At 44.3% G+C, this 16,310-nt stretch carries 20 protein-coding genes; 5 read left to right on the top strand and 15 right to left on the bottom strand.

What is annotated here, in order from left to right; genetic code table 11:
* Window positions 1–83: 83 nt before the first annotated feature.
* From KIT90_RS20175 to KIT90_RS20160, 4 genes are all read right to left on the bottom strand, one after another.
* Window positions 84–554 (bottom strand): ATP-binding protein, encoded by a 471-nt coding sequence (locus tag KIT90_RS20175; protein ID WP_285378296.1) that lies wholly within the window; start codon window positions 552–554, stop codon window positions 84–86.
* Between the two features lie 211 nt (window positions 555–765).
* Window positions 766–1,224, bottom strand: a complete 459-nt coding sequence (locus KIT90_RS20170; RefSeq protein WP_009704523.1) for a hypothetical protein — start codon at window positions 1,222–1,224, stop codon at window positions 766–768.
* A 112-nt stretch (window positions 1,225–1,336) separates the two neighbouring features.
* Window positions 1,337–1,528 (bottom strand): hypothetical protein, encoded by a 192-nt coding sequence (locus KIT90_RS20165; protein ID WP_009704524.1) that lies wholly within the window; start codon window positions 1,526–1,528, stop codon window positions 1,337–1,339.
* A gap of 198 nt (window positions 1,529–1,726) precedes the next feature.
* Window positions 1,727–2,413, bottom strand: a complete 687-nt coding sequence (locus KIT90_RS20160) for a glutathione S-transferase (protein ID WP_285378294.1) — start codon at window positions 2,411–2,413, stop codon at window positions 1,727–1,729.
* Between the two features lie 252 nt (window positions 2,414–2,665).
* Between KIT90_RS20160 and KIT90_RS20155 the strand changes: the two genes are divergently transcribed.
* Window positions 2,666–3,058, top strand: coding sequence for a hypothetical protein (locus KIT90_RS20155; protein WP_285378292.1), 393 nt, complete (start codon window positions 2,666–2,668; stop codon window positions 3,056–3,058).
* A gap of 17 nt (window positions 3,059–3,075) precedes the next feature.
* Here the strand turns inward: KIT90_RS20155 and KIT90_RS20150 are convergent, their stop codons facing one another.
* A complete protein-coding gene (locus KIT90_RS20150) occupies window positions 3,076–4,080 on the bottom strand; it encodes a metal-dependent hydrolase (protein WP_285378291.1) in 1,005 nt (334 codons plus the stop codon).
* Window positions 4,081–4,364: 284 nt separating this feature from the next.
* Between KIT90_RS20150 and KIT90_RS20145 the strand changes: the two genes are divergently transcribed.
* Together KIT90_RS20145 and KIT90_RS20140 are read left to right on the top strand one after the other, a co-directional pair.
* Entirely contained in the window at window positions 4,365–5,156 is a 792-nt protein-coding gene (locus tag KIT90_RS20145; protein ID WP_009704528.1) for a CLCA_X family protein, read from the top strand.
* Window positions 5,157–5,270: 114 nt separating this feature from the next.
* Window positions 5,271–6,602, top strand: a complete 1,332-nt coding sequence (locus KIT90_RS20140) for an MFS transporter (RefSeq protein ID WP_038871065.1) — start codon at window positions 5,271–5,273, stop codon at window positions 6,600–6,602.
* 76 nt (window positions 6,603–6,678) lie between these two features.
* Here the strand turns inward: KIT90_RS20140 and KIT90_RS20135 are convergent, their stop codons facing one another.
* Window positions 6,679–7,983 (bottom strand): ferric reductase-like transmembrane domain-containing protein, encoded by a 1,305-nt coding sequence (locus tag KIT90_RS20135; RefSeq protein ID WP_285378289.1) that lies wholly within the window; start codon window positions 7,981–7,983, stop codon window positions 6,679–6,681.
* A gap of 260 nt (window positions 7,984–8,243) precedes the next feature.
* Between KIT90_RS20135 and KIT90_RS20130 the strand changes: the two genes are divergently transcribed.
* Window positions 8,244–8,576, top strand: coding sequence for a PepSY domain-containing protein (locus tag KIT90_RS20130; protein WP_285378286.1), 333 nt, complete (start codon window positions 8,244–8,246; stop codon window positions 8,574–8,576).
* 104 nt (window positions 8,577–8,680) lie between these two features.
* Here KIT90_RS20130 and KIT90_RS20125 read toward each other — a convergent pair whose 3' ends face one another.
* The 4 genes from KIT90_RS20125 to KIT90_RS20110 all read right to left on the bottom strand — a co-directional run bounded on the left by KIT90_RS20125 (window position 8,681) and on the right by KIT90_RS20110 (window position 11,183).
* A complete protein-coding gene (locus KIT90_RS20125) occupies window positions 8,681–9,058 on the bottom strand; it encodes a VOC family protein (RefSeq protein WP_285378284.1) in 378 nt (125 codons plus the stop codon).
* A 185-nt stretch (window positions 9,059–9,243) separates the two neighbouring features.
* Window positions 9,244–9,993, bottom strand: a complete 750-nt coding sequence (locus KIT90_RS20120; RefSeq protein WP_285378282.1) for a phosphatase PAP2 family protein — start codon at window positions 9,991–9,993, stop codon at window positions 9,244–9,246.
* Between the two features lie 137 nt (window positions 9,994–10,130).
* Window positions 10,131–10,460 carry a YceK/YidQ family lipoprotein gene (locus KIT90_RS20115; protein ID WP_033006297.1) on the bottom strand — a complete coding sequence of 110 codons (330 nt, stop codon included), beginning with the start codon at window positions 10,458–10,460 and terminating at the stop codon, window positions 10,131–10,133.
* A gap of 246 nt (window positions 10,461–10,706) precedes the next feature.
* Window positions 10,707–11,183 carry a YHS domain-containing (seleno)protein gene (locus tag KIT90_RS20110; RefSeq protein WP_033006299.1) on the bottom strand — a complete coding sequence of 159 codons (477 nt, stop codon included), beginning with the start codon at window positions 11,181–11,183 and terminating at the stop codon, window positions 10,707–10,709.
* 110 nt (window positions 11,184–11,293) lie between these two features.
* Here KIT90_RS20110 and KIT90_RS20105 point away from each other — a divergent pair, with 110 nt between their 5' ends.
* The gene (locus KIT90_RS20105; protein WP_285378281.1) at window positions 11,294–12,133 is read left to right on the top strand and encodes an AraC family transcriptional regulator; all 840 of its coding nucleotides are present in this window, start codon (window positions 11,294–11,296) and stop codon (window positions 12,131–12,133) included.
* Here the strand turns inward: KIT90_RS20105 and KIT90_RS20100 are convergent.
* From KIT90_RS20100 to KIT90_RS20080, 5 genes are all read right to left on the bottom strand, one after another.
* Window positions 12,120–12,470 carry a DUF3147 family protein gene (locus KIT90_RS20100; RefSeq protein WP_005440716.1) on the bottom strand — a complete coding sequence of 117 codons (351 nt, stop codon included), beginning with the start codon at window positions 12,468–12,470 and terminating at the stop codon, window positions 12,120–12,122. The genes KIT90_RS20105 and KIT90_RS20100 overlap by 14 nt on opposite strands.
* Window positions 12,471–12,535: 65 nt before the next feature.
* A complete protein-coding gene (locus KIT90_RS20095) occupies window positions 12,536–13,000 on the bottom strand; it encodes a GNAT family N-acetyltransferase (RefSeq protein ID WP_038878040.1) in 465 nt (154 codons plus the stop codon).
* Between the two features lie 265 nt (window positions 13,001–13,265).
* Window positions 13,266–14,795 carry a BCCT family transporter gene (locus KIT90_RS20090; RefSeq protein ID WP_285378280.1) on the bottom strand — a complete coding sequence of 510 codons (1,530 nt, stop codon included), beginning with the start codon at window positions 14,793–14,795 and terminating at the stop codon, window positions 13,266–13,268.
* On the bottom strand, window positions 14,782–15,684 hold the full coding sequence (locus tag KIT90_RS20085; RefSeq protein ID WP_285378279.1) for a homocysteine S-methyltransferase family protein: 903 nt from the start codon (window positions 15,682–15,684) through the stop codon (window positions 14,782–14,784). Before KIT90_RS20085 ends, KIT90_RS20090 begins: the two co-directional genes overlap by 14 nt.
* Window positions 15,685–15,871: 187 nt before the next feature.
* Entirely contained in the window at window positions 15,872–16,297 is a 426-nt protein-coding gene (locus KIT90_RS20080; protein WP_020196339.1) for a TraR/DksA C4-type zinc finger protein, read from the bottom strand.
* Window positions 16,298–16,310: the final 13 nt, after the last annotated feature.

Below are 16,310 nucleotides of genomic sequence, written 5' to 3'. Positions count from 1 at the left end.
GAGATACGAGATACGAGATAGGCTGACCGAGTAAACGGTTATGTCAATGGAAAACATAGAGTGACGATTTGGGATGAGTTTGTTTATTTAACCCAAAGTACATTTTCATTTGATGTTGGAACCTCAAACCAAGACCAAAACAAATCCAACATTTCTGGCGACATGTGATATGAATTCCCACCCAGTTCCGCATTACGTGACAATGCTCTTTGTTGGCAAGTTTCGAAAGGCACATCGAGATAATGCGCTTCACTGTCCACTCCAATGCTCGACGCCCAATCGACAATGGCTTCTCTATCTGTTTTGCGCCAAAAACCGAAATCAAATATGACTGGAACATCAAGAGAGAACAGCTGCAGTGCTGAGTCTTTGAATAGCCCCTGAAGTGTCGCTAAGCGGCTATCGAAAACGTCACGTTCCATATGCTCTCCATATAAAGGGATCATCCATTCATCGATGGAGAAACGAAACGCTGAATGCTTTTCTGCAAGCGCTTTTGAATACGTCGTCTTACCCGAACCGATAAAACCACAAACAAAATAGATTTTGGCCATATTCCTCTCGTGCTCGCTCGTCTAGTTCGTTTTTCATGGTGACGAATTTCCTTATCGAGCACAACGTTAATGCATTGCGTCAACTCACAACTTGGGTGTTCTATTGCCGTCATTTTGAGCTTGAAACGTGCAACAGCCTTCTCGAAAACAAACGAAAAAGGCGAACCAATTGGCTCGCCTTTCATGCTATATCTTTTATTCCCAGTAAGACTTAGCCTTCTGGGTTTTCCTTCGCGTTGATTTCCGCGTACGTGTGTAGAAGCTCAGTTAGGGTCTTCACCCATGCAAATACGTCTGTCGGTGTGTTTTGAAGTAGTTTTTCTACTTGCTCACAGTGGGTTTCAAGCGTGATTGCTTCTTCTAGACGGAATGAAATTGCGTAGAAGTGCCAAAGCACAAGACGCGTCATACGCTCGCTGTTTTGCTTCGCGTTGTCCGAATCATCAAACGCTTGCTGAATTTCACTTAGTGCGATTGCAGTCATACGTAACATCGCATCTAGGCGCGCTGACAACATGCGGTCTTCACTGTCTACTTCTTCTTGGTCGAAGGTAAACAGTTCGTTCATCACATCTTCTGGCACCATTTTACTGATCATGCGAGCACTAAACTCTTCCAGTTCATGGCGTGGCATAGTCACAAGACAATCGAATGTGTAATCACGAAGCATAAAATCACTCTACATCAGTTATTAACTTTTAGTTTGCGCATTCTAAGGGCTGTGATTTCAATTACCACTTTTTATTTGTTTGGATGTGCAGATAAAGTCCAGTAGCAGCGAGTTACTCTGAAGATTTGCTTTTCTGGAAGTACTGAACCACTTTCCAGATCAGGAAGCCTGCAACACCGACAAGCAACACAGAACGAAGAAGAATGGGCGCATCGTGTTCAAGTTGGCTTGCGTGAGGGACAATACTTGCAAACAACCGACTGGTAAAAAGCAGCCCCATCACCAACATAACAATCTTGTTCATACGCGCTACCTTTTAAATTCAAATACTGCGCACTAAACGCAGCTATCGAGTTGTTTGCGAAATAAGAGCCTTGGCCCTGAGTGAACGTAAAAGGATGCGCGTCGTAGATGTGATCGTCAATGGATGAGGCAGTAAGCTAATATTGCAAAAGTGAAGATGCGCTCGGCGATTCCGCCCAAATAGCCTTAAGAGCAGCGCTTAATTGCCAAAGTATTGCTCCTCCCGAGCGTCTAACCACAAGTCATAGTTTTTCATCACTTTGGAGAACTGAGGACTTTGAATATAACCATTCAGCCACGCTTTCAACTTTGGGTAAGGGCTTTGTCTAAACCACTGTTTATCGATACGTGTGTACTTACGGATGAAAGGCAGAATAGCAATATCGACCAAGCTTTCTCGTTCCGAAAACAAAAAGGAGTGCTGCGTTAAAAGAGACTCAAGCTTGATGAGTTCCCTTTCACACTCTTTACGCAGTTCATCTGCATTATCTTCATGGTAACGCTTCGCACAGCCAAAAGCGTTCATCGCGGGTACAAAGTGCGATTCAAACTCTCCAATCACTTCGAGCATTTTAGGCAATGCTTCTGGATGACTGCTATTCAAAAGATCCTGCGGATCACACTCAGAAAGTGCCCAAACCATAATGTCTAAGCTTTCTTCAAGTATCTGTTTTTGAGGTGTAGTGTCCATTTGAGAACAATTGGGAATGACTAGTACAGGCACACTGCCCTTCGGCGATACCTCTAGCATTTCTGATGGCTTGTTATCGAGCTTGATAGAACGAATAAGCACGCATTGCTGGGCTTTGAGCAACGCAAATCTTGCACGAATCGCGTAGGGGCAATTGTGCAAAGAATAAAGAATGGGTGCCGTACCTTTCGTCATATTTAGTTCCATCAAGCCGTGGTCTTTGCTTCTATCAATTACTGTCTCTTCTTACTATTTTACTTTTTAACTCTTTCAATTTCAGAGTAGCAAGTTCTGTTTTTTCTATTCCATATAGAAATCATTAATCTTCATTTGAAATAACATTACTTTCAAAAAGAGGAAATCAATCTGGAAAAAGTTCACCGCATTTTGTGATGCGGACTGTGGTTAAAATTACCGTGAAATCCAGCAAGACAAAGCAACACCATTATGAACAACGAAGCGAAACAACTCTTTCATTACCTCTGTAAGCAATACGATGAGTTATCTAAGGACTTCGAATCTCGCCCTTTCCCAGAGTTTTCAGAAACCATTACTCACCCGTTGGGTTACTGCTTTGTCCGTTGTCCTGTCGGGAGTCAGCGCTTTTCCATTGTGTCGATCAACTTTGATCCTTCGGTACGTGGCCAAGGGGTTTTAACCGCGTTTATCGACTACGTGAGAAACAACCCGCATCACTATCAAGGTGTTGAAGTTGCCATCATTGAAAACAAGAACCTAGCGAAAAGCCTGTTGTCTCTTGGATGGGAATACAAATCCTTGTTTAGCAAACTTTTCTTCTCCAAAAAGCCAACATTGATTAAAGACTTTCAGTGCGCTTAATTACTCTTGAGTCACACTTAGTCGTTGCCTTTCAGCATATCGATAAATGCTTGTCTTGATTCTTGCGAGGTGTCTCGATGTGTTGTGTATACCACGTGAGCGTTTTCATCATCAGATTGCGAAACCTCAATGCCCCACAAGGCTTTTATCTGATTTGGAACCATTGAGTAACGCACGTCTATAATGCGCTTTTCATCGTCTGGGTCACGCGCGACAAAGCCATCAGAGAACCAACGAAATCGCTCAATATCTAAGGCCTGCTGCGATGTTGAGCTTAACCAAGGGAAGTCTTTACCGATGTCCAGTTTGGCAACTGATTCTCCAGTGTAGATTTTGGTCGCAGCTCCTACTCTTATGGCGTCTACATAGTACCGACCTTCAGTTTCGTAGATGACTTTCCAAACCAAACTATTCGCGAACGTAGGTTTGGCCTCTAAGCGCACTGGAGCATGTTGTCTTGCTTGTGCAAGCTCCCATCCTGCTTCTTCTGCTCTGTCTCTTTGAATCATGCCGAACGTAAGATAAGCAAACGCCCAAACTATCGCGATTCGTACATACCAAGGGTTACGTTTCAGCAAAACAAACACGACGCCTATTAAAACAGGAAGCGTGAAAGCAGGATCAATAACAGAAACGGTATTCCACGCATAACGCTCGTTGGTAAACGGCCACAAAAGTTGAGTGCCGTAACTGGTACACGCATCCAATAAACCGTGTGTGGCGTAACCAAGCGCACAATACCACCAGCTTTGTGTGAACGATAAACCAAGCCTTTTAGCAAAAAGTGGATAGAGAACCAAAGCACAGAGCAAGCTGCCAATAGGAATAAACAGCAACGAGTGGGTGAACTGTCGGTGATATTCCAAAAACAGCAGCGGATCACTAGAAGAGCGAATCAGTATGTCCAAATCTGGTGCCATACCAGCAAGCATTCCAAGGACACCTGCCGCCACCAAGTGTTGTTTTTTGCTTACTGATAGAGACAATGACGCCCCAACCAACCCTTGCGTTAACGGGTCCACGGCGAAATCTCCCAATCATGCTTAAAAACCAGAAATGTTTGCCACATAAAATATCCGTATTTCGATGACTCGAATCCATTGAGTGGAATCACATCAAAGCTATTGAAAATCAAAGCGAATAAAACAAGTGTTAGTTTTAGTGTAGATGGATTGGACAAGTTAGCGAGCCTGCGTAAAGCGAGATAGGACGAAATCTCCGACTCTGCCTTCTATTGCGGTATAATCTGACGTCTTATGTTTTGAGTATAAGTTTCCACTCCTTCAGCACCACTTCGAGGCATGTCTTGCAGTTAACCAGTTTTAAATACAAAACGCGTAAAGGCCCTGATTATCGCCATGGCGACCAAGTGTCGTTTGTCGACATCAAAGAAACATTTGGCATCGGCGGAATTCGTATTGGTAAGTGGGTGAACAAAGAAGAAAAAGACCTCGCAGCAAACTTAATATTCGATTCTCTCGCAGACTTAGCGTACATCCTTGCGCTACCGCCTTCGGCGATTGGACTTCGTGGTAATTTGAGCCTTGCTTTTGGTACTGGCGGCCGCAAAGGCGTTCAAGCGCATTACGCTCCGAATCAACGTGAATTAGCCTTGGCAAAGAATGCTGGTGCAGGAGCGCTTGCTCATGAGTTTTGGCACGCGTTCGATCATTACATTGCCGAGAAAGCTTTCGACATTGGCGATCGTTCGGGGCCGCAGCGGCAAATCTTATTTGCGAGTGATTGCTGGCTAAAAAATGCCGATCATTTCCCGCATCCACTCAACGAGCGATTACTGAAGATTTTTGACGCCACATTGCTCACGCCAGACGGCCAAGATCGACATGACTATGTATCCCGAAGTGTAAAAGCAGACCAAGCGATGGGTTCAAGCTACTTTTCACAACCCACCGAGATGATGGCACGAGCATTTGAAGCCGTTGTGGAGTCTTGTTCTGGCATTGAAAACGCATACCTAGTTTCTGGCACAACAAAAGCGGACACCCTACCTCTTTACCCAGATATCGCACACAGAAACGCGATATATGAAGCGCTTCAAGCGTACTTTCGTCCACTGGGTGATGCGTTGAGTCGTTAACTAAGGAATAGGGACTATTCAGAAAAATCTCGCGATTTCAAAGCACAAACCTTTCCCATCAATCTAAAAAAGGTTTATACATAACGTTATGTTATTCATATTGCTGAATGTTTCATGACGCTGAAAGAAATCCTCAAAATCCGTAACGTTCGCTGCTTCCTCATGTTCCGAAGCAGTTACTTTGCGCGCTTCTATTACCCCGTATTTACCCTGCTCTATTTGGATTACGGATTAACGCTGTCTCAATTCGCCATGCTCAATGTTGTTTGGGCCGCGACCATTGTGCTTGCGGAAGTCCCTTCCGGCGCTTTTGCCGATACCTTAGGGCGAAAACGACTGGTGGTGCTGTCGTCCATCGTCATGTTCATCGAAATCGCAATGATCGCCTTTGTCCCTACTGGGAATCCCACTTTTGTTTTCGTTGTGTTTTTGATTAACCGAGTGCTGAGCGGCTTAGCGATGGCGTTAGCAAGTGGCGCAGATGAAGCATTGGCTTACGACACATTGAAAGAACAAGGCAAGGAAGAACTGTGGCCGAGAGTGTTACAGATTCAACTTCGTATTGCCTCTAGCGTGGGTATTGTGGTCACACTTGTAGGCGCTGCCATGTACGACGTGAACTTTATGGCCAACGTTTATCAGTTCCTTGGATTCGACAAACCAGAAACCACGCAAGACATCATGCGCATCCCTGTTTACGCGACTTTGTTTGTTGCGTTGATCGCCATCTACGCCGCATTCAGCATGAGAGAAGAGAAAAAGGTCATACCAAGCAGTGAAAGCAAGTTGGCTTCAACCATGGCCAGCATGAAGCTCACACTCAACACCGCCAAGTGGGTATTGTCTACGCCTTACGTACTGTTCATTCTGCTCTACTACAGTTTGTTCGAGCACACTTCACGAATGTTTTTGACCATGAACAGTCAGTACTACCGTGCGATTGATATTCCAATTATCTACTTTGGTTTGATCGGCGCTGGCATTAGCCTTTTGCAGATTATCTTAGCTGGTCAAAGCCGCCGTTTGGCAGAGAGTATGGCACCTAAGACGTTCATTTTAGTCATGGGCATCGCAACGATGGCGACCTACTATTGGATAAGCTTAGGCTGGTCAATTTACGGGGTGATTCCTGCGCTGATTCTGATCTTTATTATCATGACGATGAACATTTTCATCAGCTATCACTTGAACAAGAAAACAGAGTCACACAACCGAGCGACAGTATTAAGCTTCAAAGGTTTGATGTTCAACTTGGGTTACGGCTTGATAGGTATGCTCTATGCCTACTACTACAAGTTACTCTCGCAAAACTACACCGAAGCGCAAATAGAACAACACATCGACTTTATCGCATCGCTGTCTTCGTTCTTCTACTATTTCACGTTCTTGTTTATCGCTATCAGCGTCTATTTCTATATCAAAGATAAAAAACAGGCGATCTTTTAAGCCCTTGCAGCAAAAACAAAATAAGGCGAGCCATTTGGTTCGCCCTATTGATTCTTAGCCCAGAGTACAGTTAGTTCTATCTAAACTCAAACAACTCTCGATGGAATGACTTGGCTGGTAGACCGATATTGATAAATGCTTTCTCAAGCGTCTTACCTAATTCGGAAGGCCCACAAAACCACACACTGCTGCTCTCCACATTTGCTATGCGCTCAATGACGTCCGTGTTGGTAAAACGCCCTTCTTCACTCGTGTTTTTCATGTATAACTTTACGCCCGCTTCCTTCGTTCGGTGTTGTAATTCATCCAGAAGCGCTTTGTCCTCTTCTCGATAGCTGTAGAAAAGCGTTACGGACTTTGCAGTCCCTACCGCCTCAATTGCGGTTAAAAATGGCGCGATTCCGATGCCTGCTGCAAACCAAATTTGTTGCTCTGTATCATCTTGGAAATTGAAACAACCGTACGGGCCTTCTATCTGAGCCGATTGCCCGACTTTAAGCGTTTCCATTAATGAACGCGTGTAATCACCGTTGGCTTTGATTAGTAATCGCACTTGGCCGTTGTCGTTATGAGCTGACGCCAAGCTAAATGGATGTGGCCGTTCTTTATCGTCAAATCCGATGAATGCAAACTGACCGGGTTGATACGTAAATTGAGGTACTTCAACTTTTATGACTACTTCAATTCCGCCGTTGATTGATTTGATACGACTAACCTTGGCGGGATAACGTTTCTTCTTACCATTCAAACCTAAGACAGTAATCAAGCATCCTACCGTTGCTAAACCGCTGACCAACAGAAGGATAGCTCCGGTAACGGTTAACCACAGGCTTGCATCAAAGAACATCACCATGTGCAGCATTAAAAGCAGGTAAAGATATGGAAAGACTTTATGAGTGAGCTGAAAGACGTTGTGTTTGAACTTCTTAATCCATGCAATCAAAACAAAAGCCGCGGACAGATAGAAACCATATTCGCCAATTAACTGCGCCTGATCACCCAACGCATCATTCAGCTTCCAAAATGGAAAGGTCTCATTCTTTGGCTCGACGTAACCAAAATCCATCGCGAAATCATCACTTAAAAATGCCCCCCAGTGAAACAAAGCAAAAAACACCGCCGATATCCCTAGGTATTTGTGCAGACGATATTGCTTATCTAGTCCGCCTAACCAGCGTTCCAACGGCCAATGCTTCACAGATAGAATCACGCACAACGACATCAAGATCATTGATACGATGCCGCTGTAGTTGACCAAATAAGTGCGCACCTGCCAAAACATTGGCCACTCTAGTGTTGGTGTGCCTATTTGCAGCACCGAGTAAGGGATTAGTAAAGCAACGAATACAATGCCCAAGTTGAGCATCAAATTTTTGTTCATACGACAACTTCAATCCATCATGGTTTTAACTGTCGCCAAACTACCAATAGAAATGTGAAAAACTTGTAGAGCCCAAGCGTCCCGTACTCCCTGTATCGATCCCCCTTTATTACACCAGTCCCCGACGCGACAAAATGTGTGTTTTTAGAACGAATGCCTTTCAAAGGGCATATTCACATTTCTTTTACGTCACCACCTACACTATGGAGATGCCAACGAAAGAATTCTCTCTGGTGAGATGAGAGCTTAAGGAGAAACCAATGAAAAAGTTAATCTTATGTTCGGCCTTGACCGCATTTGGTGTATTGAGCCTTCCAAGTTACGCCGCGTCCGACGCGAAAATCATTAGCCAAGAAGAAGCCATTAAATCCGCGCTTGGCGCTTTAGATGTTGAAGTGCTTGGCATTCGCCATGATGAACCAGATACGCAATGGGACGTCTTCATTAAGAAAGGTGACAAGGCTTATGAAGTTGAGGTTGATGCCTTAACAGGAAAAGTCGTCGCGGCTGAAGAAGAAAGCCTTACAGAGATCCAAGCAGAGTTATCTGGCGATCTATCCCATGAAGGCGTTATCGGTGATGTAGATAAGTAGTTGTCGAGCAGACATGTGAATTGGTAAGAGCCAATCAACAACATTAGCCCTATTTAAGGTGAGCATGCTCTGCTCGCTCACCTCTGCTACTTTGCTTAGAGAGCTTAATTGTTAGCAACTCGCCAAGGCTGATTCTTTCGGTTCTCTCCAGCCCAATACAGCTTTAGCTCATTACCTGATGGGTCGTTAAGCATTGCTTCCCTCCACAGATAGTCTTTGTCTGTAGGTTCTTGAACAAACTCGATGCCTTTCCTCTTTAAAGTATCGACTAACGCATCAAGATCTTCGTGTTCAAAATAGATCACGCTGTTGCTTTTTGATTCTGAATCACCGAGATAAAGTGAAAAAGTGGCATCTCCGTCAAGGCACTCAAAGCGTGCATAATTTTCTGTTTCAACAATCAAATTGAACCCTAGCTTTTGATAAAACTCGATAGATGACTTGATGTCTTTAACGGTTAACAGTACTTGATTTAGATTCATAGAAGTTCCTTTTCCGATTGGTTTCTTACCGATTTTGGTGGGTTGTTGTTTGAGGTTACGAGGATAAAACCTCAAGCTAGCTTAAGGTCAAGGAGTGATTTCAGCCGTGATTAGAAGTCTATATAGCAAGAGCTAAAAATGAAAAAGGCGGCACTGTGGCCGCCTGTACCTGTATCGATTTATCGTTATTGGGTTAGCGCAACGTACTCTTGCTGCGCAGCTTGTAAGTCCTCAGCAAATTGTTTATCTGCCTTGAGCTTATCAAACACGATGTGCGCTACTTTTTGCCCTGCTTCCACATCGCTCATCCAGTGTGCGTTACAAACGACTCGACTGTAGCCGTAATCCGCACCTCTCTCAGTCAGTGCTTTTGCATTGTTCGGCGCAATTGCTGCGGCAACGAGTGAAACCCCGTAGCCTGATGCAGTATGACCTGAAGGGTAAGATCCATCTTTAGATAGGTAGTCTTCGGCATAAGGTGTACAAGAAGGTAAGCCGTTTACTGCAAATGGACGCGCTTTGTTGTAGTGCTTTTTAGAGTCTGATGTCGCAAGACCAAAAGAAGCAATGCTACGTCCTAAAACGGTATACATCGCTGGGGTGTCTTCCTTAGTAATCTTCACGCCCAATACATCACCATAAATCTTGGCAAAGTATTCTGGAGTAATACGTGCGTCTTGTGTCGCTTGAGCCATTCTCGCTGGGTCATCAACTGAAAAGTCGATAGCACCCACACGCTTATCTTCGAGATCTTGTTTGCTGCCTTCTGCTGGTGGCGGTGCAATCAAATCTACCGTGTGTACCGTTTCAATGTATGGTTGGTAAAACTGATAGTTTCCGTAGTCGATACGTTCAAGCGAATTGATGTCTGTTGGCGCAGAGAACACGTGAAATGCAGGTAAAGTTAGCGCTACGCAAATTAGAGCTTTCTTCATTTGCTTTCCCTCCAGAATTAAAGGTTTGTAGGAATATTCTTAACAACTGAATCCAATATTATCCGCAGCCCTTTAGTGCTGGAAGTTATAACGATTATTCCTAAAAGTTAATAATGGAATGAACGTAAGCAAAGTAACTAAATCATACTTCCACTTGGGCAACCTTGTGACAAAACACTCCCGTAACTGGTAGTTGGAGTAAATAACATGATTAAATCAGCAGGCAGGAATACAACATCAGTAACCAATGACAAAGGCATATCAACAAAAGAAATAGGATATAAAGCGTAAGACACGGCTGAACCATCCAAGAAGCATGGCTGACGCGCAACCGACAACGCTGTACCGGAAAATGGTTTACCGTACCCCCCTCTCGCATGTGCATCCATAGATGAACATCCCACCGTCAAAGAAGCCATTGCGATAACACTGAGCACTTGTAGTTTTTTAAGAAGATTGTTTTTCATGTCTGATAGGTTCCAACTGATTGTTATTGATATAAATTATTATTCGACAACAATAATCCTACCTGCATTTATAAAACAACCTATCTAACTAATTCGATTGGGAATTAATCAATTTTCGTGACAAATGTATCGCTTCTACCTTGGGTAAATAACAACTTATAAACGTTCGTTTCCTCGCCCCAATACACAAAGGCGAACCAATTGGCTCGCCTTGAATATGTGAGGAAAGGATAAAAACTTCGTCCGTTACAGCTTATCTGCATCAACAACTTTAATCGTTGTCCAGTTGGTGTTGGCATCTTGAATAAAGCCTTGCGTATCTTCTAGCCAGCGCTTCTGTACCGATTTATCCAAGTTTAAGTACAGTTTGCCACCTTCAATCTTCCAAGCCTCTGGGTCAGTTTCAAACTTCTTGCCCATAGCAACACCAAATGCACAGTAACCACCGTATTGCGGTGCATACGCTTGAGGATCAGCTTTAAACTGGTCTCGGTTTGCAGCATTCACAAAGTGATAAATCGCATTATTGTACGTCGCTGAATATTCGGCCTTTCCTTGAGTCGGGCCATTATCCGTGAAGTAAGCGACCGGATCGTAACCCTTGATAGCGAGATCATTTGCATCAACGCTCATGCCTACATCCGCAGCCATCAGTGAAAAACTGGTTCCGAGTAAAGCGGTCATTAAAGTGAGTTTTCGACCAGTTGATTTAATGCGTGACATAGTAAGCTCCTTGTCTGTGTTTGTTTGCCTTGTGTGAATAAATTAGCTAACTCTTCCGGTCTATAAAGGGACAAAAAACCAAAAAAGTACGCGAATCGTTCGGAGGTAACATGGATCTGTTGTCACAGCTGATGAAGCATTTCTCAATACGCACAGGCGTTTTCTATTCTGGACACTTGTGTGGCATCTCCTCGTTCCAAGCAGAGCACCATAACCGAGGCCATTTGCATGTTTTGAATGCTGGCGAATTGATACTGACAAGCGCAAATGAGAAGGCTCAAAAGCTAACAGAGCCTTGCATCATTTATCTTCCAAACAATACGCCGCATAGAATTGAAGGAAACGAAGAAACAGAATTGGTTTGCGCCAATGTGGATTATCGAGGTGGGCAGATCAATCCTCTGTTATCCGTCTTGCCAGATATCATCGTTATCCCCTTTAACGCGGCGCCGAACCTAACTCCGGTTTTGGATATGCTGTCTTCGGAAGCAAGAGGAAATGGCATCGGACAAGAGTTTTTATTGGATAAGCTGAGCGATACCTTAATGGCGTTGATCTTTCGTTATCTTATCGAGGAAAAGCAAATTGAACACGGCTTGTTTGCTGCGCTCGCCCACCCTCGTTTAGCTCCCGTTATGACGGCTATTCATCAGCTCCCTGCCCGTCATTTTCATCTAAATGAATTGGCGTCATTGGCGGCCATGTCTCGCACTCAGTTTATTGAGACGTTCAAACAAGCGGTTGGGGAAACTCCGGGAGATTATGTACAAAAATGGCGTGTATCCGTCGCCCAGTCTTTATTACTGCAAAATAAACCGCTCAACTGGGTGTCTGACGAGGTGGGATACAACAGCTACTCGGGCTTTTCTCGTGCTTTCCAAAATGTATCTGGTATGTCACCTCGTCAATGGATACAAAGCCAAAAGAAAGACGAGCTTAAAGCAAGTTGATACCAAATTGTTTTGCGATCAAATTCGTTATCGCAAAACAAATTACGGATACAACACAGCTAATAAGCAAGGTAATCCAAAAGGAATACTTACTCAGTAGATAAGGGAAAAGAAGAAACATTGGCAATGTTGGTACAACAAACCAAAAGGTATAAAACGCGTGGTTAGACAGCTTCTCTGTGCCTTGCCCTTCGATATACATCCATACCAACGCCAATATGGTCACGGTTGGCAACGCAGCCACGAGCGCCCCTAACCTATCACTTCGCTTCGCGACTTCAGAAATGAGAACCACAATCGCGGCGGTGGTTAAGTACTTTGTCACAATCCATAGCATTTTCGCTTCCTTGCTTACTTCGGACACTAACTAATCGATAATCTAGAAACCTACTCCAGTTGATTCTAGATGTTTTCTAAAGACTTACGGTACACCTTGGTCACATAACCAGACGGATCGTAAGCGTCTTCTATTCTATCCCAACCAAATTTTTCATAAAGGCCATCGTGGTCGGTCGTCAGATAAAGGCTTTGGAAGCCCATACTTTTAGCAGCATTCAACGCATGATTAAACAGCAATTCGCTCAATCGCTTGCCACGATGTTGTGGTTCGATAAACAAAGAGCTCAACCAGGGATATAAATCATGTCGGCTGACGAAATCATTAATGATCAGGCCAAAGCAGCCAACAATCTCACCTTCAGTGACCAACACATAAAACTGAGGGATGGCGTCTTCTTCCTTACTTGAATGCAGAATCGCATTTTCAAAGTACGCGTAATTGTCTTCCGAACCCCACTTTGTATGGATGTACTTAATGCACACTTCCACTCCCTGTGGATATTCATTCACGTTTAGAACTTGGTACATGTTTATTCCTGTCAGATTAGGTGTGCGAGTGTTTCTTCTGTGCAGCTCGTTTTGAATTGCTAAACATCATGCCGACTTTTTACTTGCACTTCAAAGCAATAACCGTGGCTTAGTTTGGAAATGAGAGGGTGTGTTTGTGTTTTTCTTACTGATGAAGAACAGCGCACCAAGTTAGCGCTCAGAGAGGGATAAAATCAGAAGCTAACTGATAGAACGATAGAAACCCTCTTCAAGTTTAAGCATGAAGAGGGCTTGTTATTTGAGGCTAAGCAATCAGTTCTTGTGCTTCTACAGATGCTTCCGGCTCTGGTTGCGAAGCTGTCTTGCCTTTCAGTTCCATCATGAGTTGTTTAACCAATATTCCGTAGATAAACATCATCGGTAGTCCCGCCACCACGCACAAGGATTTAATGGTATTGATGCCACCACCCGTGAGGAATACGCTAAAGCTGATAACTGCAATCGCCCCTGCCCACATAAGTTTGACCTTGTTGTCTGGGTCTCCGTTTAGGGATAACTGATTCGTGGTCAGCATTGAGGTGGCCACGCTAGCGCTCGACATCGTAGTCAACATCAAGAAGAATTGAATCACCAAAAAGACCGCAAGAACCACATTGTTTGCTGGCAAAGTTTTGATCAACGAGACGACGGCAAACGTCAATCCACCATTGCTCATCCACTCTTGAACTGGGTAACCACCTAATAACTGCGCCCAAACCGCATAGCCACCAAAGATTGAGATAAAGAACGCGCATCCCAGAGCACCCATCGAGATGGTATACAAGATGACTTCACGGATAGTGCGACCTCTCGATATACGTGTAATGAACAGCCCCATCATGATTAAGTACGCGTAGTACCAAAACCAATAGTATTGAGTCCATGCTTGAGGGAAACCACTCTTTTGCACCGGGTCTGTCCAAAGAGACATGCGGAAGAAGCTATCTAACATGACTCCGAGTGAATCCGTTACGTTGTTCAGCACAAATTGCGCATTTGATGAAAACAGCACAAACAAGGCAAAGAGAATCGCAGCGATGACCGTGTAATCGGATACCTTACTAATGCCTTTGTTGAAGCCCACCAGCGTCACTGCGAATAAAACTAATACGAACAAGAAGATGATGCCGCCTTGAAGCAACAAGTTGTTCTCTATCCCAAATAACTCTGCCGCTCCTGTACTCAGCAACGTGACGGTTAACGCCAATGAACTCGCAAAAGCCGCGAGTGTTCCAAAGATGGCCAAGAGGTCGACGCATTTGCCCACGATTGGATTCTTACCTAGCACGGGTTCACACAGTGTCGAGAGCTTCAATGTACGGCGTTTTTGTACATAGAAAGCGTAAGCAAAAGGAATCGCAGGGAAACAGTAGATCGCCCACCCTGTTATCCCCCAGTGGAACATTGAATAAGTGACTGACCACGCAGTGTAACTGTTCGCTTCAGCAAATAGTGGTGGAGATTGCAGGTAGTACATTGGCTCTCCAATCCCCCAATAAATGAGCGATGCACCAACACCAGCCGTAAAGATCATGCCGCCAAAAGAGAAGTTCGAATACTCTGGCTTTCCTTCACCTAATCGAATGTCGCCGTACTTGGAAAATGCCAACCAAAGTAGAAAGCCAACAAGAGCAAGACTGCAGATTTGCACTAGCCAGCCAAACCAATCGGTTACAAACGTCATTGCATTGTTCGCCATAGCTTGAGACTGCTCTGGGAACATCGAAGAGACGAGTAAAATGAGCAAGACCGTACCAATCGCAGGAATGGTGAGTCCGAGATTAAGATTCTTCAAGGCTGTCTCTCCACGCTGTGAGTTCTTCAATATGGCTAGGCTCAATGCCACAACAGCCACCAATGATACTCGCCCCTAAGCGATGCCACGTTTTCGCGTATTCTAGATATTCTGTTGGAGAGAAGTTTCTAAGCCCTTGGTATGACTCGTTCGCTTGGTGATTCGCTTTAATGGGCGCAAAGCTGTTTGCATAGACACCAATAGTTAACGTCTTCCCAGTCCGCTCCAATACCTGATTCACATCTTTGATCGCTTGTTCAATCACTTCAGGAATTGAGCAGTTGAAGAAAATACCGGTCGCATTAGTATCAAGAAGTGCTTCAACGGCGTCTATGACAAGCTCACCAGAGCGCAGACGTGAGACTTCGCTAATTTCATCTTCTAACGTGAAAGAGATATAAACTGGCTTGTCGGTTTTAGACAGAACTTTGCTGATCACTCGCGCTTCACCAAGGCTTGCAACAGTTTCCGCCAACCAAATGTCTACATGTGGCTCTTGCGCTTCAAATAGACTCACACTGATATCGTAAGCACGCTTTTCTTCAAATAAATCAGGTCGATAAGAACCAAAGGTAGGCGGTATCGCGCCAGCAACAAGCACTTCTTTTTGTGACGCGGTCACGACATCACGAGCAATTTTCGCGGCTTTCTCTGCCAGCTCGCGTCCCTGCTCTGCATACAAATCTTCACCTAGATGAAACGGAACACAAGCATAACTGTTGACGGTAATGATTTGTGCACCTGCATCAATAAAACCTTGGTGCGCTTGCGTAACATGCTGTGGGGATTCGATAAGTGCTTGGGCACTCCAGAGGGGTTGAGAAAAAGGAGCACCGATGCGTTTTAGCTCGCGCCCCATGCCACCATCCAATATTGTAAGATTTACCATTTAGACATCCATACCGCTAAAATCTATTTGGCTATTCAATCACAATATGACGTAAGTGAAAGTTACATTTCCTCACACTCAACATGAAGAAAATTCATGTTGAGTGAAAACAAGTAATACCTTGCACGTTGTTATGCGACGAAGAGGGATTTAAAACCCACTTCCTCCTCTTTACTTGGGTGAAATTTTACTCTCTATACCAGTGCTCTTTTGACTCCATTTGGGCTTTTACTTCTGCACTATATTCAGCAGTAGGTCGTGCCAATAACCTTGGAATGCCGATAGGTTCTCCGGACTCTAAACAGTAGCCATACTCCCCTGCGCGCAAGCGAGCCAACGATTGTTGAATCTTAGGTAACAACTTTTGCTCTCTGTCTATGATTCTTAATGCGATTGCAGATTGCTCCTCACTGGACGCCCTATCGCTTTCGTCACTGAATTCCATTGGCGCAATCATCTCTTCTTTCGCGCGTTCAATATGCGCTAACGTCGATTCATAAAGCTCAAATAATCGGTTTTCAAAAAACGCGAGCTGAGCTTCATTCATATAATCCGCCTCGGGCGCTGCAAGAATTTCTTCTTCTGTCATGACATGCTTTTTCTCTTCGTTCATAGAACCTCCACAC

Source organism: Vibrio sp. B172a, assembly GCF_030248355.1.
In the GTDB taxonomy this organism is placed as follows: domain Bacteria; phylum Pseudomonadota; class Gammaproteobacteria; order Enterobacterales; family Vibrionaceae; genus Vibrio; species Vibrio owensii.
This window is presented reverse-complemented; position numbering and strand designations above follow the sequence as displayed.

Excerpts from the sequence above, each read along its gene's own strand:
- KIT90_RS20175 (WP_285378296.1), bottom strand. The coding sequence starts at position 554 with ATGGCCAAAATCTATTTTGTTTGTGGTTTTATCGGTTCGGGTAAGACG.
- KIT90_RS20170 (WP_009704523.1), bottom strand. The coding sequence starts at position 1,224 with ATGCTTCGTGATTACACATTCGATTGTCTTGTGACTATGCCACGCCAT.
- KIT90_RS20165 (WP_009704524.1), bottom strand. The coding sequence starts at position 1,528 with ATGAACAAGATTGTTATGTTGGTGATGGGGCTGCTTTTTACCAGTCGG.
- KIT90_RS20160 (WP_285378294.1), bottom strand. The coding sequence starts at position 2,413 with ATGACGAAAGGTACGGCACCCATTCTTTATTCTTTGCACAATTGCCCC.
- KIT90_RS20155 (WP_285378292.1), top strand. The coding sequence starts at position 2,666 with ATGAACAACGAAGCGAAACAACTCTTTCATTACCTCTGTAAGCAATAC.
- KIT90_RS20140 (WP_038871065.1), top strand. The coding sequence starts at position 5,271 with ATGACGCTGAAAGAAATCCTCAAAATCCGTAACGTTCGCTGCTTCCTC.
- KIT90_RS20135 (WP_285378289.1), bottom strand. The coding sequence starts at position 7,983 with ATGAACAAAAATTTGATGCTCAACTTGGGCATTGTATTCGTTGCTTTA.
- KIT90_RS20130 (WP_285378286.1), top strand. The coding sequence starts at position 8,244 with ATGAAAAAGTTAATCTTATGTTCGGCCTTGACCGCATTTGGTGTATTG.
- KIT90_RS20125 (WP_285378284.1), bottom strand. The coding sequence starts at position 9,058 with ATGAATCTAAATCAAGTACTGTTAACCGTTAAAGACATCAAGTCATCT.
- KIT90_RS20120 (WP_285378282.1), bottom strand. The coding sequence starts at position 9,993 with ATGAAGAAAGCTCTAATTTGCGTAGCGCTAACTTTACCTGCATTTCAC.
- KIT90_RS20115 (WP_033006297.1), bottom strand. The coding sequence starts at position 10,460 with ATGAAAAACAATCTTCTTAAAAAACTACAAGTGCTCAGTGTTATCGCA.
- KIT90_RS20110 (WP_033006299.1), bottom strand. The coding sequence starts at position 11,183 with ATGTCACGCATTAAATCAACTGGTCGAAAACTCACTTTAATGACCGCT.
- KIT90_RS20105 (WP_285378281.1), top strand. The coding sequence starts at position 11,294 with ATGGATCTGTTGTCACAGCTGATGAAGCATTTCTCAATACGCACAGGC.
- KIT90_RS20100 (WP_005440716.1), bottom strand. The coding sequence starts at position 12,470 with ATGCTATGGATTGTGACAAAGTACTTAACCACCGCCGCGATTGTGGTT.
- KIT90_RS20095 (WP_038878040.1), bottom strand. The coding sequence starts at position 13,000 with ATGTACCAAGTTCTAAACGTGAATGAATATCCACAGGGAGTGGAAGTG.
- KIT90_RS20085 (WP_285378279.1), bottom strand. The coding sequence starts at position 15,684 with ATGGTAAATCTTACAATATTGGATGGTGGCATGGGGCGCGAGCTAAAA.
- KIT90_RS20080 (WP_020196339.1), bottom strand. The coding sequence starts at position 16,297 with ATGAACGAAGAGAAAAAGCATGTCATGACAGAAGAAGAAATTCTTGCA.